General features: G+C 39.0%; 27 protein-coding genes and 3 pseudogenes. 19 read left to right on the forward strand and 11 right to left on the reverse strand.

The window, feature by feature from the left end; genetic code table 11:
• A partial coding sequence (locus BO26_RS15480) for a transposase family protein (RefSeq protein ID WP_036771137.1) occupies positions 1-215 on the reverse strand: 215 nt, incomplete at its 3' end.
• 471 nt (positions 216-686) lie between these two features.
• Here BO26_RS15480 and spfP point away from each other — a divergent pair.
• Complete coding sequence (spfP, locus tag BO26_RS24925; protein ID WP_438361642.1) at positions 687-734, forward strand: small protein SpfP; 48 nt, start codon at positions 687-689, stop codon at positions 732-734.
• 85 nt (positions 735-819) lie between these two features.
• Here the strand turns inward: spfP and yihA are convergent, their stop codons facing one another.
• Positions 820-1,446, reverse strand: a complete 627-nt coding sequence (gene yihA, locus BO26_RS15485) for a ribosome biogenesis GTP-binding protein YihA/YsxC (protein ID WP_036772933.1) — start codon at positions 1,444-1,446, stop codon at positions 820-822.
• 307 nt (positions 1,447-1,753) lie between these two features.
• On the opposite strand from yihA, the gene ppiA reads away from it, so the two are divergent.
• On the forward strand, positions 1,754-2,323 hold the full coding sequence (gene ppiA, locus BO26_RS15490; RefSeq protein ID WP_036772934.1) for a peptidylprolyl isomerase A: 570 nt from the start codon (positions 1,754-1,756) through the stop codon (positions 2,321-2,323).
• Between the two features lie 42 nt (positions 2,324-2,365).
• Here the strand turns inward: ppiA and BO26_RS15495 are convergent, their stop codons facing one another.
• Complete coding sequence (locus BO26_RS15495) at positions 2,366-2,716, reverse strand: YcgJ family protein (RefSeq protein ID WP_051691005.1); 351 nt, start codon at positions 2,714-2,716, stop codon at positions 2,366-2,368.
• Positions 2,717-2,958: 242 nt separating this feature from the next.
• Here BO26_RS15495 and BO26_RS15500 point away from each other — a divergent pair, with 242 nt between their 5' ends.
• Positions 2,959-3,534, forward strand: a complete 576-nt coding sequence (locus BO26_RS15500) for an aminodeoxychorismate synthase component II (protein ID WP_036772937.1) — start codon at positions 2,959-2,961, stop codon at positions 3,532-3,534.
• Between the two features lie 117 nt (positions 3,535-3,651).
• On the forward strand, positions 3,652-4,863 hold the full coding sequence (gene argD, locus BO26_RS15505) for a bifunctional acetylornithine/succinyldiaminopimelate transaminase (RefSeq protein ID WP_036772938.1): 1,212 nt from the start codon (positions 3,652-3,654) through the stop codon (positions 4,861-4,863).
• 47 nt (positions 4,864-4,910) lie between these two features.
• On the opposite strand, the gene crp is transcribed toward argD, so the two are convergent.
• The gene (gene crp / locus BO26_RS15510) at positions 4,911-5,543 is read right to left on the reverse strand and encodes a cAMP-activated global transcriptional regulator CRP (RefSeq protein ID WP_004240730.1); all 633 of its coding nucleotides are present in this window, start codon (positions 5,541-5,543) and stop codon (positions 4,911-4,913) included.
• A gap of 323 nt (positions 5,544-5,866) precedes the next feature.
• On the opposite strand from crp, the gene BO26_RS15515 reads away from it, so the two are divergent.
• Complete coding sequence (locus BO26_RS15515) at positions 5,867-6,274, forward strand: OsmC family protein (RefSeq protein ID WP_036772943.1); 408 nt, start codon at positions 5,867-5,869, stop codon at positions 6,272-6,274.
• Between the two features lie 125 nt (positions 6,275-6,399).
• On the opposite strand, the gene BO26_RS15520 is transcribed toward BO26_RS15515, so the two are convergent.
• Genes BO26_RS15520 through BO26_RS15530 form a run of 3 tightly spaced genes read right to left on the reverse strand, consistent with a single transcriptional unit; the run spans position 6,400 to position 8,483 of the window.
• Positions 6,400-7,269 (reverse strand): phosphoribulokinase, encoded by an 870-nt coding sequence (locus BO26_RS15520; RefSeq protein ID WP_036772945.1) that lies wholly within the window; start codon positions 7,267-7,269, stop codon positions 6,400-6,402.
• Between the two features lie 18 nt (positions 7,270-7,287).
• Positions 7,288-7,506 (reverse strand): YheU family protein, encoded by a 219-nt coding sequence (locus BO26_RS15525; RefSeq protein WP_036772948.1) that lies wholly within the window; start codon positions 7,504-7,506, stop codon positions 7,288-7,290.
• On the reverse strand, positions 7,503-8,483 hold the full coding sequence (locus BO26_RS15530) for a hydrolase (protein ID WP_036772951.1): 981 nt from the start codon (positions 8,481-8,483) through the stop codon (positions 7,503-7,505). The genes BO26_RS15525 and BO26_RS15530 overlap by 4 nt, the downstream gene beginning before the upstream one ends.
• Before the next feature lie 227 nt (positions 8,484-8,710).
• On the opposite strand from BO26_RS15530, the gene BO26_RS15535 reads away from it, so the two are divergent.
• The 13 genes and pseudogenes from BO26_RS15535 to BO26_RS15600 all read left to right on the forward strand — a co-directional run bounded on the left by BO26_RS15535 (position 8,711) and on the right by BO26_RS15600 (position 20,975).
• Positions 8,711-9,319: a LysE family translocator gene (locus BO26_RS15535; protein ID WP_036772953.1), complete on the forward strand. Its 609-nt coding sequence runs from the start codon at positions 8,711-8,713 to the stop codon at positions 9,317-9,319.
• A 158-nt stretch (positions 9,320-9,477) separates the two neighbouring features.
• Positions 9,478-10,142, forward strand: a pseudogene (locus tag BO26_RS15540) (glycine betaine ABC transporter substrate-binding protein); the annotation flags it as partial.
• Positions 10,143-10,458: 316 nt separating this feature from the next.
• Positions 10,459-10,845, forward strand: coding sequence for an adenosylmethionine decarboxylase (speD, locus tag BO26_RS15545; RefSeq protein ID WP_036772956.1), 387 nt, complete (start codon positions 10,459-10,461; stop codon positions 10,843-10,845).
• Positions 10,838-11,698, forward strand: coding sequence for a spermidine synthase (locus BO26_RS15550; protein ID WP_051691007.1), 861 nt, complete (start codon positions 10,838-10,840; stop codon positions 11,696-11,698). Before speD ends, BO26_RS15550 begins: the two co-directional genes overlap by 8 nt.
• A 3-nt stretch (positions 11,699-11,701) precedes the next feature.
• Positions 11,702-12,801: pseudogene (locus BO26_RS15555) on the forward strand (amidinotransferase).
• Positions 12,794-14,182, forward strand: coding sequence for a phenylacetate--CoA ligase family protein (locus tag BO26_RS15560; protein WP_036772959.1), 1,389 nt, complete (start codon positions 12,794-12,796; stop codon positions 14,180-14,182). The pseudogene BO26_RS15555 and the gene BO26_RS15560 overlap by 8 nt, the downstream one beginning before the upstream one ends.
• Complete coding sequence (locus tag BO26_RS15565; protein WP_036772961.1) at positions 14,170-15,408, forward strand: ATP-grasp domain-containing protein; 1,239 nt, start codon at positions 14,170-14,172, stop codon at positions 15,406-15,408. The genes BO26_RS15560 and BO26_RS15565 overlap by 13 nt, the downstream gene beginning before the upstream one ends.
• Positions 15,409-16,428, forward strand: a complete 1,020-nt coding sequence (locus tag BO26_RS15570; RefSeq protein ID WP_036772962.1) for an ATP-binding cassette domain-containing protein — start codon at positions 15,409-15,411, stop codon at positions 16,426-16,428.
• A complete protein-coding gene (locus BO26_RS15575; protein ID WP_236637475.1) occupies positions 16,403-17,236 on the forward strand; it encodes an ABC-2 family transporter protein in 834 nt (277 codons plus the stop codon). The genes BO26_RS15570 and BO26_RS15575 overlap by 26 nt, the downstream gene beginning before the upstream one ends.
• Position 17,237: 1 nt before the next feature.
• Positions 17,238-18,008: an ABC-2 family transporter protein gene (locus BO26_RS15580; protein WP_036772964.1), complete on the forward strand. Its 771-nt coding sequence runs from the start codon at positions 17,238-17,240 to the stop codon at positions 18,006-18,008.
• 1 nt (position 18,009) lies between these two features.
• Positions 18,010-18,903 (forward strand): fatty acid desaturase family protein, encoded by an 894-nt coding sequence (locus BO26_RS15585; RefSeq protein WP_036772967.1) that lies wholly within the window; start codon positions 18,010-18,012, stop codon positions 18,901-18,903.
• Positions 18,896-20,185 (forward strand): hypothetical protein, encoded by a 1,290-nt coding sequence (locus BO26_RS15590; protein ID WP_051691008.1) that lies wholly within the window; start codon positions 18,896-18,898, stop codon positions 20,183-20,185. Before BO26_RS15585 ends, BO26_RS15590 begins: the two co-directional genes overlap by 8 nt.
• Positions 20,186-20,438: 253 nt before the next feature.
• Entirely contained in the window at positions 20,439-20,975 is a 537-nt protein-coding gene (locus BO26_RS15600) for a hypothetical protein (RefSeq protein ID WP_051691009.1), read from the forward strand.
• A gap of 93 nt (positions 20,976-21,068) precedes the next feature.
• Here BO26_RS15600 and BO26_RS22300 read toward each other — a convergent pair.
• The 4 genes and pseudogenes from BO26_RS22300 to BO26_RS15620 all read right to left on the reverse strand — a co-directional run.
• Positions 21,069-21,243: pseudogene (locus BO26_RS22300) on the reverse strand (transposase); the annotation flags it as partial.
• Between the two features lie 30 nt (positions 21,244-21,273).
• Positions 21,274-22,725 carry a PTS N-acetylmuramic acid transporter subunit IIBC gene (murP, locus tag BO26_RS15605; protein ID WP_036772972.1) on the reverse strand — a complete coding sequence of 484 codons (1,452 nt, stop codon included), beginning with the start codon at positions 22,723-22,725 and terminating at the stop codon, positions 21,274-21,276.
• A gap of 30 nt (positions 22,726-22,755) precedes the next feature.
• Positions 22,756-23,661, reverse strand: a complete 906-nt coding sequence (gene murQ, locus BO26_RS15610) for an N-acetylmuramic acid 6-phosphate etherase (RefSeq protein ID WP_036772974.1) — start codon at positions 23,659-23,661, stop codon at positions 22,756-22,758.
• Between the two features lie 726 nt (positions 23,662-24,387).
• Positions 24,388-24,867, reverse strand: a complete 480-nt coding sequence (locus BO26_RS15620; protein ID WP_036772977.1) for an Hcp family type VI secretion system effector — start codon at positions 24,865-24,867, stop codon at positions 24,388-24,390.
• 356 nt (positions 24,868-25,223) lie between these two features.
• On the opposite strand from BO26_RS15620, the gene BO26_RS15625 reads away from it, so the two are divergent.
• A complete protein-coding gene (locus BO26_RS15625; protein ID WP_477707040.1) occupies positions 25,224-25,445 on the forward strand; it encodes a hypothetical protein in 222 nt (73 codons plus the stop codon).
• Positions 25,446-25,492: the final 47 nt, after the last annotated feature.

Genomic DNA, 25,492 nt, shown 5'->3' on the forward strand with positions numbered 1-25,492 from the left:
GCAATACAGTGACGACGAGGAATACCGTGAGTAAAATGCGTGTATTGTTTAAGCCACTCGCTCTGTAACTCACCAAATTCCTGAATCGATTTCCAGCCAGAAGCGCCGCATAATACAGCGGAGAAGGCTAAAAAAATCACATCCATTAATTCATGTTTTTTATTGATGTCAGAGCGAGGGTCTTCTATCTTGCTGATAAAATTAAAAATACTCATTATTAGGATCGCTTTTTTATGGAAGAGAGAGATCTTAACGTTTTAATGAGAGAAATGCCTATAAAAAGTCATATTCTGATTTTTATTTAACCAAAATAACCTTATTAAAAATGTGAGATCTCACCCTGGTGACTGGGGTGAGTGAATGCAGCCAACAAAGAGGCAACTTGAAAGATAACAGGTATATATGAGTAATGAAAAGTCGTTATCAGATGGTGATGTGCATAGGTATTTCTGTGAACTAGATATAACTAATGTAATGATTTGTGTACTTGCCGGATGTAGGCCATCATGTGGTTCGATGCACATTAGATCTGGATCGCATAAATATGTAATTAAACTACAATTAATGGCGGTAAAAGAATCAAAAACCTAAGCTGAATCGAGATAATCATTGAAAATAAATTACAAAAAAGCTTTTTCTAAGAAATAAAATAGGGTAGAGTTATTGGCGTAGGGTACAGAGGTAAGATGTTCTATCTTTCAGACCTTTTACTTCACGTAATCGGATTTAGCTGAATATTAGCTGCCCCAGTCAATTTTGACTGGGGCATTTTTTTATCTGCATTTAATATATTAAAGTAAGGGAAGGTTGGATTAGATGTCACTGTTCAATCTGAACAGCTGCTTGGTTGAACCATATGTCCAGCTTATGCTGTAACTTATCGATCCCGATCTTTTTCAAGGCAGAGAAGTATTCCACCTGAATATCCCCATTAAGATTTGCCAATTCTTCACGTATTTTAATTAATTGGCTCTTACGAGCGCTGGATGTCAATTTATCGGCTTTAGTCAGCAACACCATAATTGGTACATTCATTGTCACTGCCCATTGAATCATCTGTTGATCAAGATCTTTCAGTGGGTGACGAATATCCATCAATACGACTAGCCCTAGTAGACATTCACGTTTTTGCAGGTATTCACCTAGTGCCTTTTGCCATTTACGCTTTATCTCTTCCGGTACTTCAGCATAGCCATAACCCGGCAGATCAACCAGACGAATGCCTTCCTCGACTTCAAATAAATTGATCAGTTGAGTACGGCCAGGTGTTTTACTGGTACGAGCGAGGCTTTTCTGTTTCGTCAGGGCATTCAGAGCGCTGGATTTACCTGCATTCGAGCGACCGGCAAACGCGACTTCAATGCCCACATCTTGAGGCAAATGGCGAATATCAGGTGCGCTCGTGATAAAACGGGTCATATGATAGTTGTAGTTTTTGATGGTCAAAATGATTATCTCCCTGAGAAATGCACTGAATATATGGCAAAGAGGATTATACCGATAGCCGCTGCTTGTTGACAGGATTAAAAATAATGACATATTTCTGATGGATTGAGCCAAACCCGCTATTTTGCCATCAGTAACTGCTCTATTTGTGAAATAAAATCTGACCTATTGTGAGAGGATTAATTCTTATCCAAAGCACTATCCGATTGATAGCGTAAATGTAAGTAAATATTGAGCACGATGCTGAGGAGATTATTAAAATTGACTTAGCTTGTGTTGTTGACCTTAATAGTTATAGGAACCCAGAATGTTTAAACGTATTTTAGTGACGCTTGTAACTGCATGTTCTCTGAGCGCAATGGCACCTTTGGCTTTGGCCGCGGGTGAAACTCATGTAAAGCTGACGACAACAGAGGGTAATATTGAACTGGAATTAAATAGTCAGAAAGCACCGATTACAACAAAAAACTTCATTGAATACGTTAACGAGGGTTATTACAACAATACAATTTTCCATCGGGTTATCCCAGGATTTATGGTTCAGGGTGGCGGTTTTACCAAAGATTTGCAGCAGAAAGCAACGAAAGCGCCAATTAAAAATGAGGCGGATAATAAGCTGCGTAATTTACGCGGAACTATCTCTATGGCGCGTACTGCCGATAAAGACAGCGCGACTAGCCAATTCTTTATCAACGTAGCGGATAATGCTTTTCTTGATCATGGTCAGCGTGATTTTGGTTATGCAGTATTTGGTAAGGTCGTAAAAGGTATGGACGTTGTAGATAAAATTTCTCAGGTGAAAACCGAAAATGTTGGTCCATATCAGAATGTACCAGTTAAACCGGTTGTTATTCTGTCTGCTGAGATTATTCCTTAGATTGAAAGACTGGCCTGCATTAAATGAAGGCCAGTTTCGCCATTATTCATACATCTTTTGGGTAAATTCTTTATTTTCTTCGCTTCGTGGAAAATACCTATCTTTGTAGCATTTCCTCTCTTTACTCGCACAGTGTACACCATTACTTAAAGTGAATGATGAAAAGTCAAAATACTTCCCGTCACCAATCATTTTTTTTAGGCGTTTCGAGGCTTTTTTTCCTAAATATCTTTCGGTGAGTTTTAGTGATACGCCTTCCTGATCAGCGCAGTATGCTCCTTTTTTATCGCAAAGCACTCCTTTTACCGGGAAGAAAATATTGGCAACCTTGGTTGTGGCTAGTGTGGGGAAGGACAGTAAAAAAAGAGATGCTATAATCAATTTGGTCTTCATAACAATTTACCTTTACTTATGGAATATCAAAATAGAGCATATGTTTTGTCGGTGAGAGAGTCAGTTTTTTGAATAAGAAATAGCCATTGATTTTGTTGTGCTATGCTACGAATGTTGATGTGCTATGATAGCCGCCCCGTTGTCGTTAGGCCGTTTTACCTGAAATCATGTTGTTCATGATAAATAAATTGCAGGAGTGGCAGGACAGCAAATACAGCGATAAATGAGTAGGATTGTTTCCTATGTTATTAATAATAGATAACTACGATTCTTTTACATATAACTTATATCAATACTTTTGTGAATTGGGAACAGATGTTTTAGTTAAGCGCAATGATGAATTACAGCTTGATGATATTGAAAGATTGGCTCCCTCTCATCTTGTTATTTCACCAGGCCCCTGTACGCCAAATGAAGCAGGAATTTCTCTGACTGCGATTTCACATTTTGCGGGTCGATTGCCGATTTTGGGTGTTTGTCTTGGTCATCAGGCAATTGGGCAAGCATTCGGGGCCAGTGTGGTAAAAGCCAGAGAAGTTATGCATGGGAAAACTTCTGCTATTCACCATAATCAGCAAGGTGTATTTAAAGGTCTTAACCGGCCATTGACGGTCACCCGTTACCATTCGTTGGTGATTGCCGCAGAAACGCTGCCTGCCTCATTCGAAGTCACTGCATGGAGCCAGCATGATGGCAATGTAGATGAAATCATGGGAATTCGCCACCGCACGCTACCTCTGGAAGGTGTGCAGTTTCATCCAGAAAGTATTCTCAGCGAGCAAGGGCACCAGTTGTTAAGCAATTTCCTTAGATATTAACCATAATAATTTCTTCATTTATTCATCTTTTTCATTTGCCCATCTTTGATTTATTATGCGTATTTTGTGATTATATTTTCACTGTTGAGAATGTATATATAAGAATCGGGTGGGAAAATGACAGAACATGCCGTAGTAAATAGAAATACATACGATCAAGTCATGTTACCAATTTATTCACCGGCACAGTTTATACCGGTGAAAGGACAAGGTAGTCGTGTATGGGATCAGCAAGGGAAGGAATACATTGATTTTGCGGGTGGTATTGCTGTTATGGCTTTGGGACATTGTCACCCTGAGTTGGTAAATGCTTTGAAGCGGCAAGGGGAGAAACTTTGGCATATCAGTAATATTTTCACCAATGAACCGGCTTTGACACTGGCCCAGAAATTAATTGATGCCACGTTTGCTGAGCGGGTATTCTTTGCTAATTCAGGTGCAGAAGCGAATGAAGCCGCATTTAAACTGGCTCGTCACTATGCAATTACCCGCCACAGCCCATATAAAACCAAAATTATTGCTTTTCATCGCGGGTTTCACGGTCGTACCCTTTTTACTGTCTCTGTTGGTGGTCAGTCAAAATATGCTGATGGCTTTGGGCCAAAACCCGCAGATATTATTCATGTGCCTTTTAATGATTTAGATGCGGTAAAGGCCGTCATCGATGACCATACTTGTGCTGTTGTGTTGGAACCAGTTCAGGGGGAGGGGGGAGTTACTCCTGCAACGTCTGCGTTTATTCATGGGGTACGTGAGCTTTGCGATAAACATCAGGTGTTGCTGGTGTTTGATGAAGTACAAAGTGGGATGGGACGTACCGGCAAGCTGTTTTCTTATATGCATTATGATGTTGTGCCGGATATTATCACCACAGCGAAAGCACTGGGAAATGGTTTTCCTATCAGTGCCATGCTGACCACCGCGAATATCGCATCGGTTATGGTTCCGGGAACTCACGGTACGACTTACGGTGGTAATCCGCTGGCTTGCGCAGTTGCAAATGTTGCGTTTGATATTATCAGTACCCCAGAGGTTTTGCATGGCGTGGAAAAACGTCACAATTTAATTGTGAATTTTTTGAACGGTATTAATCAGCGATATTCCGTATTTGGAGAGATCCGTGGAAAAGGATTACTGATTGGTGCGGAGCTAAAAGGGAAGTATCAGGGGAAAGCTAAAGATGTCCTGCAACTGGCCGCTGAAAATGGGTTGATGTTGTTGAGCGCTGGCAGTGATGTACTGCGTTTCACACCTTCGTTGATTATCAGTGAAGAAGAGATTGCTCAAGGAATGGAACGGTTAGAAAAGGCGATTAGGCAGTTGGTATAACCAGCACAAGAAAAATCAGCGCAGTATTTGCGCTGATTAATCAGGTGTTAACGTGTACCGTAAACAACAATTGTTTTGCCATGTGCGGAGATCAGGTTTTGATCTTCCAGCATTTTCAGAATACGACCAACCGTTTCACGGGAACAGCCAACAATTTGGCCAATTTCCTGACGAGTGATTTTGATTTGCATCCCATCCGGGTGGGTCATAGCATCTGGTTGTTTCGCCAAATTTAGCAAAGTCTGAGCAATCCGACCGGTAACATCCAGGAAGGCTAGATTACCGACTTTCTCAGAAGTCGTTTGCAAACGGCTTGCCATTTGGGCAGATAAACGCATTAGAATATCCGGGTTTACCTGAATCAATTGGCGGAATTTTTTATAAGAAATTTCAGCCACTTCACAGGCACTTTTGGCTCGTACCCAGGCTGTACGTTCTTGCCCTTCTTCAAATAATCCAAGTTCGCCAATGAAATCTCCCTGATTTAAATAGGAGAGGATCATTTCTTTGCCTTCTTCATCTTTAATCAAAACTGCAACAGAGCCTTTTACGATGTAATAAAGCGTCTCTGCTTTTTCGCCTTGATGAATAAGCGTGCTTTTAGATGGATATTTATGAATATGGCAGTGTGACAAAAACCATTCAAGAGTAGGGTCTGTTTGTGGCTTGCCGAGAACCATTTGCTTCATCCTCTGTTGTTATCGCTGCCTAAATAACACGAGAATCTAAAAGTTTCTCGTCAGGCTGGCTTATAAAGACACTAGCTTAACATATTAGTTTGTTGAAAAACCGACAGGTAAAAGTTTTATATAGGTTATCTAAAATTTGAACCCTGAGTATTGATCCTAACCTAATATATACCTGACCTGCTTCTGTTTGTAGCACAGGAAAGGGTTTATGTCTTGTCTTGTATTGTTTCAGCATAATGAACTGCGCATTAGATTGCCAGTTTAATACCGAAAGGGTAGGCTTTGATGCAAAAAATGGTTTAAGGGGGGGGATTATGCAGGCGCGGGTAAAATGGGTTGAAGGGCTATCTCTTTTGGGGGAGTCGTCTTCTGGTCATCAGATAATGATGGATGGAAATGCCGGTGATAAGGCGCCAAGCCCAATGGAAATGGTATTAATGGCCACCGGTGGTTGCAGTACGATTGATGTTGTTTCTATTTTGCAGAAAGGTAGATATGACATAACAGATTGTGAGGTCAAATTAACTTCTCGTCGTCGTGAAGAAGCGCCACGCTTGTTTACTCATATTAATCTGCATTTCATGGTGACAGGCAAGGGCTTAACAGATAAAGCGGTTGAGCGTGCAGTTATGCTTTCCGCAGAAAAATATTGTTCTGTTTCGTTGATGCTGGGAAATTCAGTTGAAATTACCCACAGTTTTGAAATTAAAGATGTAGATTAAGATATTATTTTGTGATTAAAAAATAACGCCAGGTAACTAATATTTCAGTTACCTGTTTTATTAACTGAATAATGCAAAAATGTGAATTCAAGTGTTGGATTTTTTGAATTTATCCCCGGTTTTGATTAACAAATCTTTTCCCCTTCCAGTAACCGCTGTACTAATGGCGTCATAATTAATTCCATTGCCAGTCCCATTTTTCCACCTGGAACCACAATAGTATTAATACTTGAAACAAAGGAACCTTGTAGCATTGATAAAAGGTACGGGAAATCAATCTGAGTCAAATCACGGAAACGAATGACAATAAAACTTTCATCCAGTGACGGAATAGCTTTGGCTGAAAATGGATTGGAGGTATCAACGGTTGGGACGCGTTGAAAGTTGATATGTGTTCGCGAAAATTGTGGAGTAATGTAATTAATATAATCGTCCATAGAACGAACGACGGAGTCCATTACTGCTTCCTGTGAATGTCCCCGCTCTCCGGTATCGCGGATAAGCTTCTGTATCCATTCAAGGTTAACAATCGGCACAACCCCTACTAGCAGATCCACATGACTGGCAACGTTATGTTGTGGTGTGACAACGCCGCCATGCAGACCTTCATAGAACAGAACATCGGTTTTTTGGGGCAAGGATTCCCACGGAGTAAATGTACCGGGTAGTTGATTGTAAGGAACGGCATCGTCATAAGTATGGAGATATTTCCGACGACGGCCTTCACCTGTTTCACCATAGTCAATCATGGTTTTTTCCAGCATGCCGAAATCGTTGGCTTCTGGCCCAAAGTAACTGATATGTCTGCCTTGTTCTTTGGCTTTACGAATTGCTGCATCCATTTCAGGGCGGGTGTAACGGTGGAAACTGTCTCCCTCTATTTGTGCCGCACTGATGTTAAGTTGCTGGAAAATTTTACGGAAAGCTAAACTAGTGGTGGTGGTTCCGGCGCCGCTAGAGCCGGTAATTGCAATAATCGGATGTTTGGCGGACATACAGTAAACTCCATAATGTTAAGAATCGAACATTTCTTTTGGCATAATATTGATGCTTTCATGCAGTTCAGACCACACCAGCATAACATCCCCTCGTTCTAACTGGTGGCGTATGTCAGCGACTTTCTGCTCAAGCGATTTTTCATGTTCACCATAATCAGTACCTTCCCGCAGGACAAAGCTCTCTATCAAATTTAGCAGGGTTTCTGGTTCCAGTTGTTGCCATGGAATAATCATTGTGGTTGCTCCAGATAAGATGACAGCCAACCTGGAATACGTTGTTCTAACCACATTTGTGGCTTCTTAAACGAGCCACTCACAAAACCGACATGCCCACCATGTTCTGTCATTTGATATTCAATATTCTTGGGCAAGGTTTTGAGATCCGGGATGACTTCCGGTGCCATAAAGGGATCATCTTTGGCATGAATGATCAGCAATGGCACAGTAATATCAGGCAGACGTGGTAACGCACTGCATTGGCGATAATAGTCGACTGCATCTTTAAAATTGTGGATCTTAGCGGTGACAATTTCATCAAATTCCCGAATGCGTTTCAATCTTTTTACCTGAGACAGATTGATTGGGAGTGAATTTGGGTAGCGTAGCAATTTGCGGGTAATATTGCGCTTCAGGCTGTTAAGCAGATAGCGTTCATAAACTTGAGAAAATCCTCTTTCTATCCGGTTGGAACAGGCTTCCAGCATCAGGGGGGCGGAAACAACGACTGCTGCATTGACTTGGGCGTTTGTTTTTTCTTCTGCCAGATAGCAGGCTAGTACATTACCACCAATTGAATAACCTACTGCTGAAGTTGGAACATCACCGTAGGTCTGTTTTAACCAGTTTAAAAAATAACGGGCATCGTTTGTTTCGCCTGAGTGGTAGAGACGTTTCTGGCGATTCGGTTCACCACTGCATCCGCGAAAGTGCATAACAACACCGAGCCAGCCTTTTTTCTGACAGATATGGAGTAAACCGTTGGCGTAGGGGCTATTGAAACTGCCTTCCAGCCCGTGAAACAAGATCAGCCGTGGTTTGTGGGTCGCAGTTGCAGGATCTTCACTCCATGCCAGGTCAACAAAATCATTATCTGGTAGATTAAGTCGTTGCCAGTATGGTTGTAATGCAGGATACCACCGCACTAAACGCGGGAGTAATGTTTGCAAATGTGGATTACTGGCACCGGTTAGAGGACGAAAGATATCAGACATAATGGTTCCGATTTAATGATTAGTTATATTGTATGATGAATAACATACTGATATTTTCTGTGAAAGGGAAACGACAATATACCCAATAGATTTCAAGATGCATCGCGACGGCCAGGGAGTGAATCCCCGGGAGCATAGAGAACTATGTGACCGGGGTGAGTGAGTGCAGCCAACAAAGAGGCAACTTGAAAGATAACAGGTATATTCAGGATGAAAGGTAACTCTTCATGACAACAAGCCTGGTTTTTTCATTAACGACTTTTTTGTTTATTTCTTCCATTACACCTGGTCCAAACAACATGTTGCTGACGTCATCGGGTGCTAATTTTGGTGTTATTCGCTCTTTGGGACTGATATTCGGCATTCTTCTGGGAATGCAGACTATTTTATATTTGGCCGCGTTCGGCATAGCGGCATTACTATTGGTTTATCCAGCCATTCACACGATAATGAAAATTGCGGGTAGCTTCTATTTGCTGTGGTTGGCATGGAAAACGGTAACTGCCAGTTACCGGCGTCTGGATAGCAAAGATAACGCGGTTATAAAGCCGGTGCGGTGGTATCAGGGTTGGTTATTACAGTTCCTGAATCCGAAGGCTTGGTTAATGGGATTGGGATCGGTTGGTAGTTACAGCATTGCTGGTGAACAATATCTCTATTCCATCATAATGATTAGCGGCGCAATGGCATTAATAAGTTTTCTGAGCAGTATCGTGTGGGCGGGTTTTGGTTCGTTGATTGGAACATTACTTCGTAGCCGTAATGCTTGGTTTATTTTCAATATCATGATGGGAATATTGACGGCAGCTTGTGTGCCATTGATTTGGATTGGCTAATTCAAGCAGTTAATTGCGTTTTTAGTTATAGAAAATATCATTTTATTTTTTTTACTTTAGCAAATACCTACAACACTTATTCTGATGTACCTCGTCTTTAATTTTGACATTGGAGTGTTTAAGTGAGTAGATCCGCTCTTGTGGTTTATCTTTTTTTTCTGGCGTTCTTGCTTTTGGTTCCCGTTGTTCAGGCGAACAGTCAGCAAGTCACGATTGCTTATCAAACTTCACCAGAGCCGGCAAAAGTTGCTCAGTATAACGGCGATTTTGCCCGGCGATCAGGTGCTGATGTTCAATGGCGGAAATTTGACAGCGGTTCTGCGGTGCTGCGAGCGTTAGCTTCTGGTGATGTGCAGATAGGCAATATGGGTTCTAGTCCATTAGCGGTTGCTGCCAGCCAGAAATTGCTGGTAAAAATTTTTCTAATTGCTTCCCAGTTAGGGCAATCGGAAGCACTGATTGTTAATCAAAAACTCACTGAACCTTCTCAGCTTATCGGCAAACGAATTGCCGTTCCTTTCATTTCTACCGCTCACTACAGCCTGTTGGCTGCATTGCATTACTGGCAGATAGATCCAAGCTGATCAAGATTATTAATTTACAACCACCAGCGATTGTTGCTGCATGGAAGCGTGGTGATATTGATGGAGCTTTTGTCTGGTTACCTGTCGTGAATGAATTAGCGGCAACGGGCCGTGTACTGACCGATGCAGCATAAATTGCTCAATGGGGAGCGCCAACGCTGGACGTATGGGTTGCCCGTAATGATTTTGCCGAGCAACACACGCTGAGCTGGTTTAAGATGTTCTTGAAAAGTGTATTGGGTGAAAACTGATGATATCTGATTTCTCCTTAAATGCGATAGGGACTTTTCCATTCAGATTTAAAAAAATGAGAGAGAGTATAAAGATATCTATCCTGCCAAAGGAAAAAAAGTATCGAAATTACGTTTATATACCAGAAAAATATTCTTCCAGTTACTTTAAATATTAAAGGAATAAAGTTACCTCCTAAAGTAGGTAACTTTTACTTACTTCATAAGATTCACTTGACAGCAAATTAATAGATTGTTAGAAACATTATTACATTTATTTTATAAATAAAAATTTATTAATTAAGCCAAACTAAAAGGAATCGAGATGCTACGTTCTTCCAGTGTTGGTTTTGCTGAGTATTCTTTTCTTGGAACACATGTTTTTGCTGAGTTCTACGGTGTGGATAAGTATTTACTAAATAATGAAAATGAACTGATAACAATTATGCGTCAGGCAGTAGAAGCTTCTGGAGCTACAATATTAAATGTTATTTCCCATAAATTCGATCCTGAAGGAATGACGGCATTACTTTTACTTTCTGAATCTCATGCGTCGATCCATACTTATCCGGATCGTTCTGCAGCATTCATAGATATATTTACCTGTGGTAATTGTGATCCTGAGACGTCAGTTTCTGAGCTAAAAAAATTGATGAATCCAGATGGATTAACTTACAAATGTATTGTTAGAGGAAACAATGAGTATGCTTAATAAAATTTTTGAGCCAATTGGTAACGGTGTTCAACGAGTTTGGGATTTGGAAAAAGTAATTTATCACAAACATACACCTTTCCAAGAAATGATAATTGCTAAGACCGCTCAAGGCATAAGTCTTTTTTGCAATAATGAAAGGCAAAGTGTTGAGGAATCTCAAATTATTTATCATGAAGGACAAATTATCCCAGCAGCCTTGTTTTGTGGAAAAATAGATAAAGTGCTAATTGTAGGATCCAGTGAAGGTGTTATCAGTCAAATGGCCGTTGAATTGGGGGCGAAAAAAGTAGTACATGTTGATATTGACAAGGAGTGCGTTGCTGCCTGTGCCAAATATCTTCCTTATGGTTATAGTCCGAACGATGTAAAAACAGCATTAGAAAAAGATGGTCCTATCGAACTAATTATTGGAGACGGTTACCAATATATAGATGATGCCATAGAAAAAAATGAGAAATACGATATTGTTGTGCTGGACTTGCCTGACGAACAATATGAAATGGCACAACAAAATCGACTATATAGTATTAAGTTTAACAAAAAGATTGCTAAAATACTAACGCCAGAAGGTGTATTTATTTCACAAGCAGGGTGCTCAACTTATTGGAGAAATGAAACTCTAAAAAAATCAGTTGAAAGATTCAACTCTAGCTTCAAAACTACTGTTTTCTTTGAAATGGAAGAACAAAATTGGGTATGGTTAATTGGTGCAAATTTTCCCTGTGATGACATATCAGGGAGAATGTCTAAAAAACTCGAAAAATTATCTTATCAGCCCAAGTTTATTGATAAGATGTCGATATTGAAATCTACAATTATACCGGTTTCCCTACGTAATAGTCCGGAGTGAAGTATGCAATTTCAACAGGAAGAGCCTTGTTATTATTCTAATCAAAGCAGCCCAGTGGAAGTCTATACGGAATGGGATCCTTTAGAAGAAGTAATCGTAGGAATTATTGACGACATTCGTATTCCTGAATGGGATCTTGGTTTAGATGCAGTGATTCCGAAAAAATCCAAAAGTTTTTTTAAGCAAAATGCTGGAAAGCGCTTTCCAAAAGAGTTACTTGCACTAGCTAAAAAAGAGGTAGATATACTTGCTGATATTCTACGAAGTGAGGGTGTACGGGTAAGGAGACCTAATAAAGTTAATCACCATCAAACAATCATGACTCCTCATTTTACTACTGGTGGAGGGTTTTATTCAGCTATGCCAAGAGACTGCCTTTTTGCTATTGGGAAGAAAATTATTGAAGTTCCTATGGCATGGCGTAGTCGCTATTTTGAAACTTTTGCCTTTAGAGAAATACTTAATGACTATTTCAGTAAAGGAGCTGAATGGTTTGCTGCGCCGAAGCCAATGCTTAAAGATAGTCTGTGGCACCCTAACCATGACTGCGAACAAGAAGTTCGCTTTAAGTCTGTTATAAATGAGCTTGAACCAATATTTGATGCGGCTGACTTTATGAAAATAGGGCGTGATATCATAGGGCAGCGCAGTCACGTAACTAACAATAAAGGCATAGAATGGTTGAGAAGGTTATTGGGAAAAGATTACCGAATTCATATTTATGAGTTTGATGACTCCTCACCTATGCACATTGATACTACGATTTTACCTTTGCCCCAGGCCGTGTACTGATTAATAAAGCATGGGTTTCAAAGGTTCCTGATCTCTTCCGAGATTGGGAAATCCTGACACCTCCCCCCTCAACTCTTAATGATGCTCATCCACTCTTCATGACATCAAAATGGATACATACAAATGTTCTGATGCTGGATGAAAAGACAGTTATTGTTGAGCAGGATGAAGAATTTCTGAAGGCAGCATTCCACAAATGGGGGTTCAAAACCATCCTCTGTCCATTTAAACATTTCCAAACTTTTGGTGGCTCATTTCATTGTGCAACTCTGGATGTCAAGCGTAGTGGGAGTTTGAAAAGTTATGTCTAATGTTTATGACGTGAAGCAAGCTCATTGTAACATCCAATCTATTATAAACTATTCTCAAGTTGAACCACTCGGTGTAGAAAGCATTGAGAGGCAAACTGGAATGAGAGTACTGTGGGAAAGAGAATATTCTATGTTTTCCCAGCGCTTGACCCTTGATCTGGGAATTTTGGAACAATGGAAATTAAAAAAACTACGGTCTTTGGTTGACTGGGCTTTTACTACCTCACCTTATTATCGTGACAAATATCAAAAACATGGCTACGAACTTGGCGCTATTCGTTCTTTTAAGGATTTTGAACAGTTACCAGTGATAACCAAAGACGATGTAATTAATAATTTCCCGCTGGGTATGCCTTCTCAGCAGTATGATCCGGAAAAATGTCGCTGGATGAGCAGTTCTGGCTCGTCAGGAAAACAGGTGCAAATTATCTTGCCGCAAAAGCGTGCGAATTTGGACATATTATTTAAGTATCGTATGTTTGAGTTTATGTCGGGTAAGAAAATAGATCCGGCTCGCTGGATTTATAATATTCATTATTGCATGTGGTGGCATAGCTCGGTTCTTGGCAAATACCGTGTTTTTACTTTAAGCCAAGACTGCCCGGAATTTTATGCCTTGAAGCATATAAAAGCTATGCGTCCTCAGATTATATCATCCATTGGCAGCTATCTTGGAAAATTGGCAGCGCTGGGTGAACGATTAGATATATATGGTGTAGAACTAATTTCGACAAATTCAGAGACAACTACTCAGGAAGAGCGCTATCGCTATGAGGCGATCTTCAAAGTACCAGTACGTGACGAGTATTCTTCCGAAGAGCTTGACATCATGGCGATGCAATGTGTGGATAAGCATTATCATCTTGTTGAGGATGATGTACACCTTGAGGTGATTAACCGCGATGCTCAAGGGGTCGGCGATATTATAGGTACCGATTTGTGGAACGATGCTATGCCGATGATCCGTTATCAGCAAGGTGACTTATGTGAGCTTGATGATAGTCGAGAAGTATGTTCATGCGGAAGTCATTTTAGGAAAATCAGAAAGCTACATGGCCGTGCTGATCAGGGGTTAACCACCTTACATGGGAATACAATATCTCCCGGAAGTATTCTGGACGCAGTAGAGCGTTTTTTCTGTCGGGATGAGGCTAACATTGCTGAGTTTCGCGTGGTACAACTAACTCCAGATCGTATAAATGTACTTTATGTGATCAAAAACGATTCTGTACAGCATGATGCCGGAATTTTTGACGCATTTCAGCATCATTTGAGCAATTTATTTTCCCATAAAGTTTATGTTCATCCAATTCGAATGGAGCAGATCCCTAGGGAAAAAAGTTATAAAAGAAGGACGGTTATCAACAAATGCAAGACGTAACATTAAATACAATCCTGATTGTTTCCTGTGAACCGGACATAATGGAAAAAACTACCGAGTTGGCAGCACAATTTGCGCTGTCAGATATCCGTTTTATTTTTCTTATAGAGGATTTTACCCACCACACTACGCATAATTATCGAAGTGAAGAACACTATATAGTGCGTGATTTTTCTGTACATTCTGATGTTATGGATGCTATTGATAAGATTATTATTCGTCATGAAGTATCAGCCGTAATTTCCAGCGATGAATTCTCTGTTTTCGTTGCCGCCAGTGCGAGGGAGAAGATGAAAATACCAGGAATGACATGCACTCAAGCCAGGAGATTTCGTGATAAAAAAATGATGAAGCAAGTGGCTGAACAGGGAGGAATTGCTACCCCAAAGGAGTTTACTCTTGATAATATCAGGGATGACAGCACGATTTTCCCTATAGTGATAAAACCGCGCTCTCTGGCGGGGTCGGTTGGTGTTGAAATTATTGCTACTGCTGAATGCCTTATCAACTTAACATCCCCTTGGAATGACAGCTATCATGATATGGATGCGGGGCAGTTTATTATTGAGAAATACAACCCACAGGATATTTTCCATATTGACTGTATAGTTTTATCCGGCCGCATTAACTTCATTTCGGTAAGCGAATATCAAGGCAAACCTATTGACTTTCTACAAGGACAGCCACTAGGAAGCTTCTCGGTAGAAGAAAGTTACATAGAGAAATACTGGCACCCTTTTACAGAGAGAGTGCTTTCAGCATTTGTTGCTCCAGATGGAGTTTATCACATTGAGGCCTTTGGCAATTCAGGTAATGTCCCTGAATTGCTTGAAATAGCATATAGGCCCGGAGGAGCGGGGATTGTTGACATTATTCAGAAAGTTTATGGATTGGATCTTCGTCTGATTCATTTAGCTGCTCAACTTGGGATTATTAGCGGGATAAATTACCAATCAAGAGCAGATGCGTTTGCATACCTTATTTTCCCTAAAGAACACACAGCTGTAGAGACTAAGTTTGTGACTGACCTCATTTTGCCCAACTTGGAAAGTTTACCGACTTTGATTAAATATATGATCCCCTCAGTGGGCGATGTTGCCACAGGAGAATTCTATTGCCACAAAGATTGCCTGGGTATGTTCATTTTTAGTGGGGATCGGGAAATGGTCTATCAAGATTTTCAATGTGTGATTAATAATTACACAGTGCAAACAGGATTTAAATGAATGAATAGCCTTCTTATCGAAGTTAATAACGTTTCGAAAATATATCGGTCAAAAGAAAGTGGCTATGGTGTAAAGGAGAAATTAATTGGGATTTTTAAACCAACTTTTAGTGATTATCAAGCATTAAGCGACATTAGCTTTACCCTATTAGCGGGGAAATCGTTGGCTATACTTGGTCCAAATGGTGCTGGTAAATCAAGCTTGATAAAAATTCTTGCCGGAGTGCAGGCTCCTGATCAAGGGAAAGTTAGCGTATTGGGAGTGGATCCTTATAAAGTAAAAGGAAAATTATTTAGGCAACTGGGTGTTGTCTTTGGTCATAAGAATTGTTTGTGGTGGGATTTACCATTAATAAATAGCTTAGATATGGTTAGTAAAATTTACCGTATTGAAAGTTCTTCATTCAAAAAAGAACAAGCCAAGATTTTTGAGTTGCTAAATATCCACCATATCATTAATAAGCCTGTTCGTCTTTTAAGTTTGGGGGAAAGAGTTAAGGGTGAGTTGGCTTTTAATCTGCTTTTTAAACCTCGTGTTCTCTTTCTTGATGAACCAACCATTGGGTTAGATATCAATGCTAAACATGAGATCCGCGAATTGTTGAGCACACTCAAAAGTGAAGATAATATAGGTTTTATTATCACTAGCCATGATATGGGAGATATTGAGGGATATGTGGATAACATCTCCTTGTTACACCGAGGAAAACAAAAATTTTACGGGGATCTTGCTTCACTTAAAACAATTTCTACTCCATTAATAAAAGTGAATATTAACTGTGATAGTAAAACACAGGCTAAAGCTCTGATTGAAAAAGTAACATCACTCTCTATAAGATCAGGAGTTTTAATTGAGCACATCCGATTCAATGAAGAAGCAGAAGATGTTGAGATCTCAGTTTCGCAAGATCAATATACCATATTTATTAAAGCATTAGTTGTAGATGTTCAGTGTGCTTTTTCGGTTTCAACCCCATCATTGGAGGAGATACTACGTGCACGATTTAAAGAGTTTTCATAATTATCTTTTGGCGATGATCCCATTTTCTAAGAATGGTATGCTAACTATAATTAATGATAGATCGATGTTTTTTACTGATTTTGTAATGGGAACTCTGTCGCCATTTATTATTCAATATCTTTTATGGAGTAATATTTTTTCGCAACAATTTGAAAGTATTAATGGGTTTACTTTAAACGACATGATGTATTACTATGGTTTTGCGCTAGTTATTTCAAGGCTTAATAATGGATATGATTTAATCCAAACTTTTTCACGACATGTACAAAATGGTGAGCTTGAAGTATATATAACAAAACCTTATGGCTATCTTTCACAAAGATTATTTACATTTTTCGGCGAGAGTATTTTATATCTTCTTCCATTGTTTATTGTTTTCTTAATTAAATTTATAACAGATTACCCGGTTGAAAAAGGTCTGTCCGTATTTATTATATCTGTGTTGATGATCATATCAGTTATTGTTCTTTCTCAATTGCTATGTTTTTTTCTTTCATTCAGTATTGCAATTATGAGTTTTTGGGTTATTGAATATAATATCCTGCTTTCATTTATCATTCTTAGCTCATCATTGTTTGGAGGAGTTCTTTTACCCCCCTCATTTTGGCCTGATTGGATACTACCACTTATGAAATATAATCCATTTCGCTTTATTATATCTGCCCCAGCAGAGTTTTTTGTGAAAATGAATTCTTCCCTTTTCAAAGAGATAATCATTGGTGGAATATGCTACCTTTTATTTTTTTATGCGTTTATTCATTCAATGTGGAAAAAGGGTATAAAGAATTATAACGGAGCAGGAGGATAATATGAAAACTATTTCTCTTTTTATTAAAATGAATATCAATCGGCAACTTGCCTATAAAAAAAACCTTTTTGGAGAATTTATACTTTCATCGTCATATTACCTAATCCAATTCATATTTATTGATCAAATTTCCTCTCTATCTGAAGGTATTGGAGGCTATAAAAACGAAGATTTTCATCTCATATTCTTGGTTTTTATCCTACTTGGAGTTGCGATAAGTATATTTACTCATTCTATTGAAGAATTTTTCAACAAGGTAGCTAGTGGAAGAATAGAACCTTATTTAGTTAAACCTATATCTATCTGGGTATTGATATTATTTGGTTGGTCAAAACCCTTAAATATAATTATGTTTATTTTCTTGGCATTTTTTGCATTATCTTTCTCTTCCTTACCTATGGTAACAAAAGATGCTATTCAGTGGGCAGAGTTCATTGTCTCTATTATATGCATGTTCATCATTAACTTATCCTTTTTCATTATTTTTAATTTTTTTACATTCATAAATCATAGGAAAATGCCAGTAGATTACTTTCATGAGATGATATATGAACTTTCCATTGTTCCTGTCAATTTTTTTCCTCATGGTTTAGTTAAATACCTCCTTTTTGCATTGCCGATGGCATTCTCTGCTTCATTGCCTGTGTCATTTTTCTTGGGAAGGAACGACTGGAATATAGGTTATTTAATTATTAGTACAGTTTTTTTTATGTTGGGAACTTTGTTTTTTTATCGATGGGGAATTAGAAAGTTCAATAGCTTAGGAGGGTAACATGAACACTTATTTGATCTCTAAAATCAAGGAAGAAAATAGTCGAAAGAGCCTTTTTAAGGCTTTATTGGTTTTTTTTAATAATATTATTTTTCCATGGATTCTAGTTTTTATATTTAGTTGGTTAGTTTCCATTAGCATTTGGTTATTTATTGTTTTTCCCTTACTATCTTTTTTTATCGGCACTAGGTTCAGAGCAGTGAATAATATGTCACATGAGTGCTTTCATTATTCATTTTGTCGTTCAAAAAAGATAAATGACATTTTTGGTGAGTTATTTTCCATAATTGAATTTTCAAAATTTAAATCAATAAGGAGGGAACATCTTAGTCACCATAAATTTTTAGGTGATATGGATAAAGATCTTGATTTTATTGGCATAAGAAATTATGGATTGCATAAAAAACTTTGTCGCAAGAGATTAATTAGACACTTAAAAAAAACATTCCTTTTGAAGCAACTTAAAAATACATTTTTCTTCGTAATATATGATAACGATGCACCTAAATGGGCTAATACCTTACGTATAATGTATATTTTTTCACTTGCAATCATTATTTTTTTATATCCGTTGTATACTTTTATGTTCTTGCTCTTACCTTACTGTTATTTTTATCAAATACAGAAACACATGACAGACGTTATAGATCATGGTGGCTTACTTAATAACATTGATCCAATGAGCAAAACGCGAAATTTTATCATTAAGAATAAAATACTAAGTGCAATTCTGTTGCCTCGTTACGATGGTTATCACCTTGTACACCATCTATTTCCCTGGATATGTGTTGAAAACCATGAGCGGGCACATGAAATTATGATGGAAAACGAGATATATCGTCAAAAAAAACACGGGGCATGGGAACAGGTAAAGGAATGGTTAAAAGATGAATAAAAAATTTTATCATGTACAGCCATTACACTTCGAGCCTATACATTTTTCTAGATACCGACAGAAGGCTGCTGCATTAGGTATAATCGATCCCTCTTGGGAGTGGTTGCTGACACCTCTTGAATACGACTCCAAAATATTGGCTGACTTGCAAGATCGCTTGGCACGTATAGAGACTCTCATGGAGAGTTTGTTCTTACATTACCGTCCGTCGATAAGAGAAATAATGCTCGAATTGGGGATTCCCAAATGGATGTATGATTTCATACTGCTTGATAACAGCGATGTACCGTTTCCCCTGCGCTGGGATGTGATTTGTACTGGTGACACTTGGCAGATCATTGAGGTAAATACAGGCTACTGCTTAGGAGGGTTGAATGGATATGCAATCAATTCTATTCGTTCTAATTTTTACGAGCTAACCTGTCCAGATAACCCGATAACGCCTATACAAAATCCGTTCAGAGAAATGAGGCGAAACTTATCTACGATTGTGAAAAAACATGAGATTGTCCCAATCATTGAAACGCCTGAAGGTTATGGAAAATATGGTTTTTACTTGAAGAATTTTGTTAAGTTAATGAACCAAAAAGGCAACGTTCAGTTTGTTGCTGGTACCCTACGCGATTTTGATTTTACTGACTCGCAGGCAATGTTCAAAGGCCATTCAGTGAATGCCTTTATACCAATGTTCAATCTATACGAAGTTGCTGGAGATATCTCATTGATGACGTCATACCGTCAGGCACTGCTTACTAAGAGAATTACTTCAGTATTAGGATTCCGTGAAGTACTGTATTCAAATAAGGGTTTCATTGCTTGGTTGGTTAAAAATATTGGATGCATGACACAACCGGAAGAAAGAGACTACTTAAAATCCCTTTTTCCAATAACAAACATATTGACGAGACAAAATTGCGAGGTTTTCTGGCAAGGGGATTATGTGTTGAAACCTGCGGAAGGTTATGGTGGGGCGGGTATAGTCTGTAGTTGGCTCTGCGAACCTTTGGTGTGGCACAGGTCACTGCAACGAGCATTAGATTCAGGCAAATGTTGGATCGTACAAAAGCGTGTGTATGGTGAGATGTTACCCATGCACTCCATTGATAGGAATGATCAGATTAAGCAAGGGAATGCTTCTGTTGTACATGGCTTTATTACCTTAAGGGGCAAAATGATAGGTACATTAACACGTGCGGCTATAGGAATTTCCAATCCAGGAGTAATTAATGCTCATCAAGGGGCAGCTTTCGGATTGACTGGACTGGATGTACCTAATACTTAGGAGGGCAAGTTATGTATAGTAAGATCTGGCTATGTGATAAATGTGGTAAAACGTTGGGTTTCGGCAATTATCCTCCTGATGATGGTTCTGCATTTATTTGCGTGTATACCGAGGGCGGCAAGCAGTTAAACATATCTATCTGCAAAATATGCTTTATTAGTGTATTTAGTAATTACGTTAACCCCAACATTGAAATGTTTTCACCAAAACAAGATACTCAGTTTCACCATGTAATATTCAAAAGAAAAAGATAATGAACGTATATAATAAAATAGTACCAGACGAATTTGATGTACCATTATTGGCATATGGCAATGGCTTTATTTTACAGCCATTAAGCCCGAAATACGCCAATATAGACTACGAAGCCGTGATGGAGAGCCGACCGATTTTAAAAGATATCTTTTCTGACGACTGGCCAGATGATATCAAAAGTTGGGAAGATAACTTGCGTTATATTGAAGAAGATTATAGCGATTTCCAACAACGAATTGGTTTCTCTTATATTATTCTTGATCCTTCGGAATCTCGTTGCCTTGGGTGTGCATATATATTCCCCTCACTTTTTGAGGGATATGATGTAGCTATTTACTACTGGTTACATATTAATATCCTGAATTCAGCACTAGCTTATGAAATAGAAACTTTCATTCGTAAGTGGGTGCAAGAACATTGGTGCATACCACACCCTGCTTATCCTGGGAGAGACATACCTTGGCTTGAGTGGCTGCAACGAAAAAGGAAGACTTTTGCTGGCACTATTGCAAATAGCACAGATGTCAGCAAATAGTACATTTAACCCCATCATTTTGGGGTTTCTTGGAGAAACGAGCAATGTTGTATGCTAGCGAAACCCATATCAACTAAACAACCACCTACTTAAAGTAGCAACTTCCTTTAATATCCTGATTTCAAAGGATTCGCATGTCTGCCGTACTAACTCACGTACTCAGATCTCGACTTCTCCATGTCAGCACCTTGCATCTGTATTTCGTTACCCACACCAACAAATAGTATTCAATCTGAAATACCGTGTGGCTGTCATATCTATAATCCATGTTACACCTCCGGTACAACATAGTACATCATCAAGTTAAATTGACATTTTTACAGCCAAATAGCAGCGTCAGCACAAAACCACTGAGATAAGCAACCATCAGCCCCACGGCATAAACTGCCATGCCGACAAAAATCCCGCTGTTGGCGGTCATCAACGGCAGTGCGACCAATCCTGATGGACCAAAAACCGTATTCAGTCCAATGGGCAAACCTAAATAAGCGACCAGACCAATAAAGAAACCACCGGCAGCGCCTCCCAGGCAGGCGGTGATAAAGGGTTTGATTCGTGGCAGTGTAACCCCGTAAATCAACGGCTCACCGATACCGAGAAAGCCTGGAATAATGGCGCCTTTTATCTGAGTTCGTAGCAGAGAATCTTTTTTAGCTTTTATATACAGCGCCAGTGCAGCGCCAATTTGTCCGCCGCCTGCCATGGCAAGGATTGGGAACAGAGAATTAAAGCCCTGCGCATCCATAAGCGCGAAATAGACAGGAACAAACCCCTGATGAACACCAAACATCACAGCGAGTAGAAACAGCCCTGCCAATATCGCTGTACCAAAAGGGTTACCGTTGAGATGGAGAAACAACCATGACATGCCACTAAATAGATAACTTCCCAGAGGCATAATAAGAGTAAAGGTAATGGCTCCCATTATCAGCAAGGTAATTGCCGAAGTGAGGATCATATCCAGATTGTCTGGAATGATCTTACGGACCTGTCGTTCTACCCATGCTCCCAAAATCGCGGCGATCAGAACGCCGATAATATTGCCGCGTGGATCGATACTGTAACCAAAGAAAGTGGAGATGCCAGAGTAAAAACCGCTGGTAGCATCCGGGTTATAGCCCAGCACAAACAGCGAAGCGATAACCGCGCCGTTTATACCAGAACCACCGAATGCTTTTTGCGCATTATAACCGATCAGAATACTCAGAAAACTGAATATGCCTTTACTGAAAACTTTCATATAGCCGATGATTTCAACCAAAATGATATTAGGGTGTTCAACGCCCTGAATAGTCATCTGTTCAAGTAAAGTGGCAAAGCCGAGAAGCAAACCAACGGCAATAAAACCGGGGATTAATGGCGTAAAAATGGTAGCGAATTTGGTCAGAAATTTGTGTACCGCACTTACCTGTTTCTCTTTAAGCTGCCTTTTATTAGCGGAGGCAATATTGGTTAAATCAGTGTCGCTTGATTTCGATAGTTCTGTAGGGGGAGAAGAAGTTAGCAATTCATTCATTATTTCGGCCGCTGCTTGGGCTTTTCCCGGCCCAAGCACAATCTGAAACTGATTGTCGCTTTCGACAATACCTAACACATTGGGGAGCTGTTTTAACGCGGTTTTATCCACTTGCGTACTGTCACGTAGGGTTAGCCGCAGGCGAGTCATACAGTTGCCACATTGGATAACATTATCTGCATTGCCGATAGCTTCAAGGATCTGAACAACCATTGCTTGATTAATCTTAGCCATCTTATTTATTCCTTCACGGAAGAGAGTTTGTTACCGAACAGTTAAGATTGCCGGGCGAATAAAACCGAGATTCTTTTCTAGTAAATCCTTTGCCTGTTGAGCATCTATTCCGGCCATAATCATCACAATGGCGGTTTTACAATGTCCATCACATTCAGCTAATGCTTGCTCAGCTTGTTCACGGTTGCATTCTGTGGCTGCCATAACGATATTTTTTTGTCTTTCAATCAGCTTGGCATTTGTCGCTTCTACATCCACCATCAGGTTGCCGTAAACTTTGCCTGTACGGATCATAGCGCCGGTAGTCAGCATATTTAGGATCAGCTTTTGTGCCGTACCGGCTTTCATGCGTGATGAACCTGTGACGATTTCCGGCCCAACGACGGGGGTGATAGCAATATCGGCGGCTTGTGTCATGGGGCTGTCAGGATTACAACTGATACAGGCGACGGTAGCACCAACTGATTTCGCATACTCCATTGCGCCCAAGACATAAGGTGTGCGGCCACTTGCGGCAATACCAACCAGTACATCTTTTGAGTTAAAGTATAGCGCTTCAAGGTCATTTACGCCCTGCTGGCGATTATCTTCTGCATTTTCGACGGCGCTCAAGATGGCTTGATGCCCTCCGGCAATCAAGCCAACCACTTGTTCCGGTCTGATGCCATAAGTGGGTGGACATTCACTGGCATCCAGAATTCCTAACCGGCCTGATGTACCGGCACCGATATAAATTAAACGGCCTCCTTGACGGAAAGCTTCGGCAATTTTATCTACCGTTTCCGCGATTTGTGGCAAAGTTTGCTCTACGGCCAGTGCGACTTTTTTATCTTCATCATTAATGAGTTTTAGCATTTCAAGGGTTGGCAAAGTATCAATGTTGGCGCTGGCTGGATTGCGGCTTTCGGTGACCATATTGTTGAGATTAATTTTCATATTGTGTTCCTGATGGAATATTCTTGAAATGATAAATAGTTATTTACTCTTCTTTGTCATAAAGAGCAAATTTGGCCATGAATCAGGAAATACGAATCAGTTCAATAGAATTCTTTTTTAGCTAAATGAAGTGAGTATTTAGATGAATTACCCAAAAATGTTTTGCGATATCTGTCACATTTGTTAAATAAATTAAATATTTATCAATCAAATAAACAAGACATATTAAACTTTTTATTATATCTTGGTTTTATAATAATTGTATGAAACGACTAATTTATTTATCTTTATTATCTCTTAGGAAACGGAGCAGCATGAAAATTCTAGAAATCTGCATTGTATAGGAAATAAAGGTTATAATAAGACTATATTGAGAGAAATAGAAATAACTGTGAGGATGAATTGTTTCTACGATTATTAAAGTAATCAATATATTAGTATGGATATAAGTATGGATATGAATAAAAAAATTTTTAGCAGAGGGTGGTTTAAAGCACTTTTTCTAATGTGGTTTAAGGATTTTTTTTGGTTAACGATATCTGTAATAGTTATTTTTGTTTCTTTAATGATAATTCTGACCTTTTTTTCATATATATGGGGGTTGTTAACATTATTTGGAGTTATTGTTGTTATTTGTTTGGTTGTGTTTTTGTTTTTATATATATAAGTCAGAAGTGTAAGGGTTAATCATATATATTTATAATATATGATTAACTTGGTTTGTTTTTAATAAACTCTATCATCCCATATACTATAGGCTGATGTGCCAGCCATTACGTGATTCCAGGAAATAGATTTGTATTTGAGAAAGACTTTTTCATACGGCATCATTTCATTATCATTTATCGAATGTGGATAGGTACAAGAAAGGTCAATAATGCTTGCTTCTGTTAATTTGACTTCATAGAAAAGTTCTAATTTCCCTGCGGGATTTATTCGATAAAAGACAAAAACCGCATTCAGTAGTTCGTTTGAAGAGATTGCGACTGATAATAATGGGGATGATTTGTCTATTGGCTTGATGAACTGCATTGGGTGATGATCGACATGTTGCTCTCGAGTTAGCGTGTGATTTAAACTCAAGACCTGTATTTGATCTTCGTGCCCCTTTTGGTATCGGTTTCCTATAGAATCCAGAGTTGAACAACCAGCAGAAATTAAACCTTGTTTCTTACCATCTAATGACAAATAAATCATATAAGACATAAATAATTACCATACAAATGCTTTATCTAAACGACCTGAAACTATTTGCCCAGGCTACGGAAGTATAACTGTAGCATTAGAATATAAAAAAACTAATAGTTCAATATCGAATTTATTTACCAAATTAAGAAGGCTTTATCCGATTTACATATCCATTCTATGGAATGAATTTTGCTGTAACAATTCTTATAGAATGGAATTTAAATATTTTTATCATTGTCATACTTACATAGAAAGGCGTTATTTTGGTGTTATACAACACCAACTGTTGGCTTTCTGCATTTATTTAACATTTTGTTATTATATAATAGACATGGCTATTTCTTATGTAATATAGTGCTAAACTCTAATTCTTAATGACTAATGGGTTTAACCGTATGGATGATAGAGATCTGTTATTACAACAATTAGATAATGCATTAGTGAATAGTCCAGTAGTTTCAGAGGAGAAATTGGCACTAATGATGATGCTATGTTTTCAATTGATGTCGTCAACTGAAACTCAGGCTCTCAATATGAGAGCTTCAGATGGTCGTACTCTTTCACTTAAATTGGAAATGCCATTCGTTAAACACTGATGTGGCTATTTTTGATTTTAAGAATACTAGAGGAAGTTTTACGATGA

The organism is Photorhabdus australis DSM 17609, from assembly GCF_000711895.1.
Classification (GTDB): Bacteria; Pseudomonadota; Gammaproteobacteria; order Enterobacterales; family Enterobacteriaceae; genus Photorhabdus; species Photorhabdus australis.

Excerpts from the sequence above, each read along its gene's own strand:
- BO26_RS15590 (WP_051691008.1), top strand. The coding sequence starts at position 18,896 with ATGAATAAAAAATTTTATCATGTACAGCCATTACACTTCGAGCCTATA.
- BO26_RS15525 (WP_036772948.1), bottom strand. The coding sequence starts at position 7,506 with ATGATTATTCCATGGCAACAACTGGAACCAGAAACCCTGCTAAATTTG.
- BO26_RS15550 (WP_051691007.1), top strand. The coding sequence starts at position 10,838 with ATGCTTAATAAAATTTTTGAGCCAATTGGTAACGGTGTTCAACGAGTT.
- BO26_RS15570 (WP_036772962.1), top strand. The coding sequence starts at position 15,409 with ATGAATAGCCTTCTTATCGAAGTTAATAACGTTTCGAAAATATATCGG.
- BO26_RS15585 (WP_036772967.1), top strand. The coding sequence starts at position 18,010 with ATGAACACTTATTTGATCTCTAAAATCAAGGAAGAAAATAGTCGAAAG.
- BO26_RS15580 (WP_036772964.1), top strand. The coding sequence starts at position 17,238 with ATGAAAACTATTTCTCTTTTTATTAAAATGAATATCAATCGGCAACTT.
- BO26_RS15530 (WP_036772951.1), bottom strand. The coding sequence starts at position 8,483 with ATGTCTGATATCTTTCGTCCTCTAACCGGTGCCAGTAATCCACATTTG.
- BO26_RS15520 (WP_036772945.1), bottom strand. The coding sequence starts at position 7,269 with ATGTCCGCCAAACATCCGATTATTGCAATTACCGGCTCTAGCGGCGCC.
- murP (WP_036772972.1), bottom strand. The coding sequence starts at position 22,725 with ATGGCTAAGATTAATCAAGCAATGGTTGTTCAGATCCTTGAAGCTATC.
- BO26_RS15495 (WP_051691005.1), bottom strand. The coding sequence starts at position 2,716 with ATGAAGACCAAATTGATTATAGCATCTCTTTTTTTACTGTCCTTCCCC.
- BO26_RS15625 (WP_477707040.1), top strand. The coding sequence starts at position 25,224 with ATGACTAATGGGTTTAACCGTATGGATGATAGAGATCTGTTATTACAA.
- ppiA (WP_036772934.1), top strand. The coding sequence starts at position 1,754 with ATGTTTAAACGTATTTTAGTGACGCTTGTAACTGCATGTTCTCTGAGC.
- BO26_RS15565 (WP_036772961.1), top strand. The coding sequence starts at position 14,170 with ATGCAAGACGTAACATTAAATACAATCCTGATTGTTTCCTGTGAACCG.
- BO26_RS15600 (WP_051691009.1), top strand. The coding sequence starts at position 20,439 with ATGAACGTATATAATAAAATAGTACCAGACGAATTTGATGTACCATTA.
- crp (WP_004240730.1), bottom strand. The coding sequence starts at position 5,543 with ATGGTTCTCGGCAAGCCACAAACAGACCCTACTCTTGAATGGTTTTTG.
- BO26_RS15500 (WP_036772937.1), top strand. The coding sequence starts at position 2,959 with ATGTTATTAATAATAGATAACTACGATTCTTTTACATATAACTTATAT.
- murQ (WP_036772974.1), bottom strand. The coding sequence starts at position 23,661 with ATGAAAATTAATCTCAACAATATGGTCACCGAAAGCCGCAATCCAGCC.
- BO26_RS15535 (WP_036772953.1), top strand. The coding sequence starts at position 8,711 with ATGACAACAAGCCTGGTTTTTTCATTAACGACTTTTTTGTTTATTTCT.
- speD (WP_036772956.1), top strand. The coding sequence starts at position 10,459 with ATGCTACGTTCTTCCAGTGTTGGTTTTGCTGAGTATTCTTTTCTTGGA.
- argD (WP_036772938.1), top strand. The coding sequence starts at position 3,652 with ATGACAGAACATGCCGTAGTAAATAGAAATACATACGATCAAGTCATG.
- BO26_RS15515 (WP_036772943.1), top strand. The coding sequence starts at position 5,867 with ATGCAGGCGCGGGTAAAATGGGTTGAAGGGCTATCTCTTTTGGGGGAG.
- BO26_RS15560 (WP_036772959.1), top strand. The coding sequence starts at position 12,794 with ATGTCTAATGTTTATGACGTGAAGCAAGCTCATTGTAACATCCAATCT.
- BO26_RS15620 (WP_036772977.1), bottom strand. The coding sequence starts at position 24,867 with ATGTCTTATATGATTTATTTGTCATTAGATGGTAAGAAACAAGGTTTA.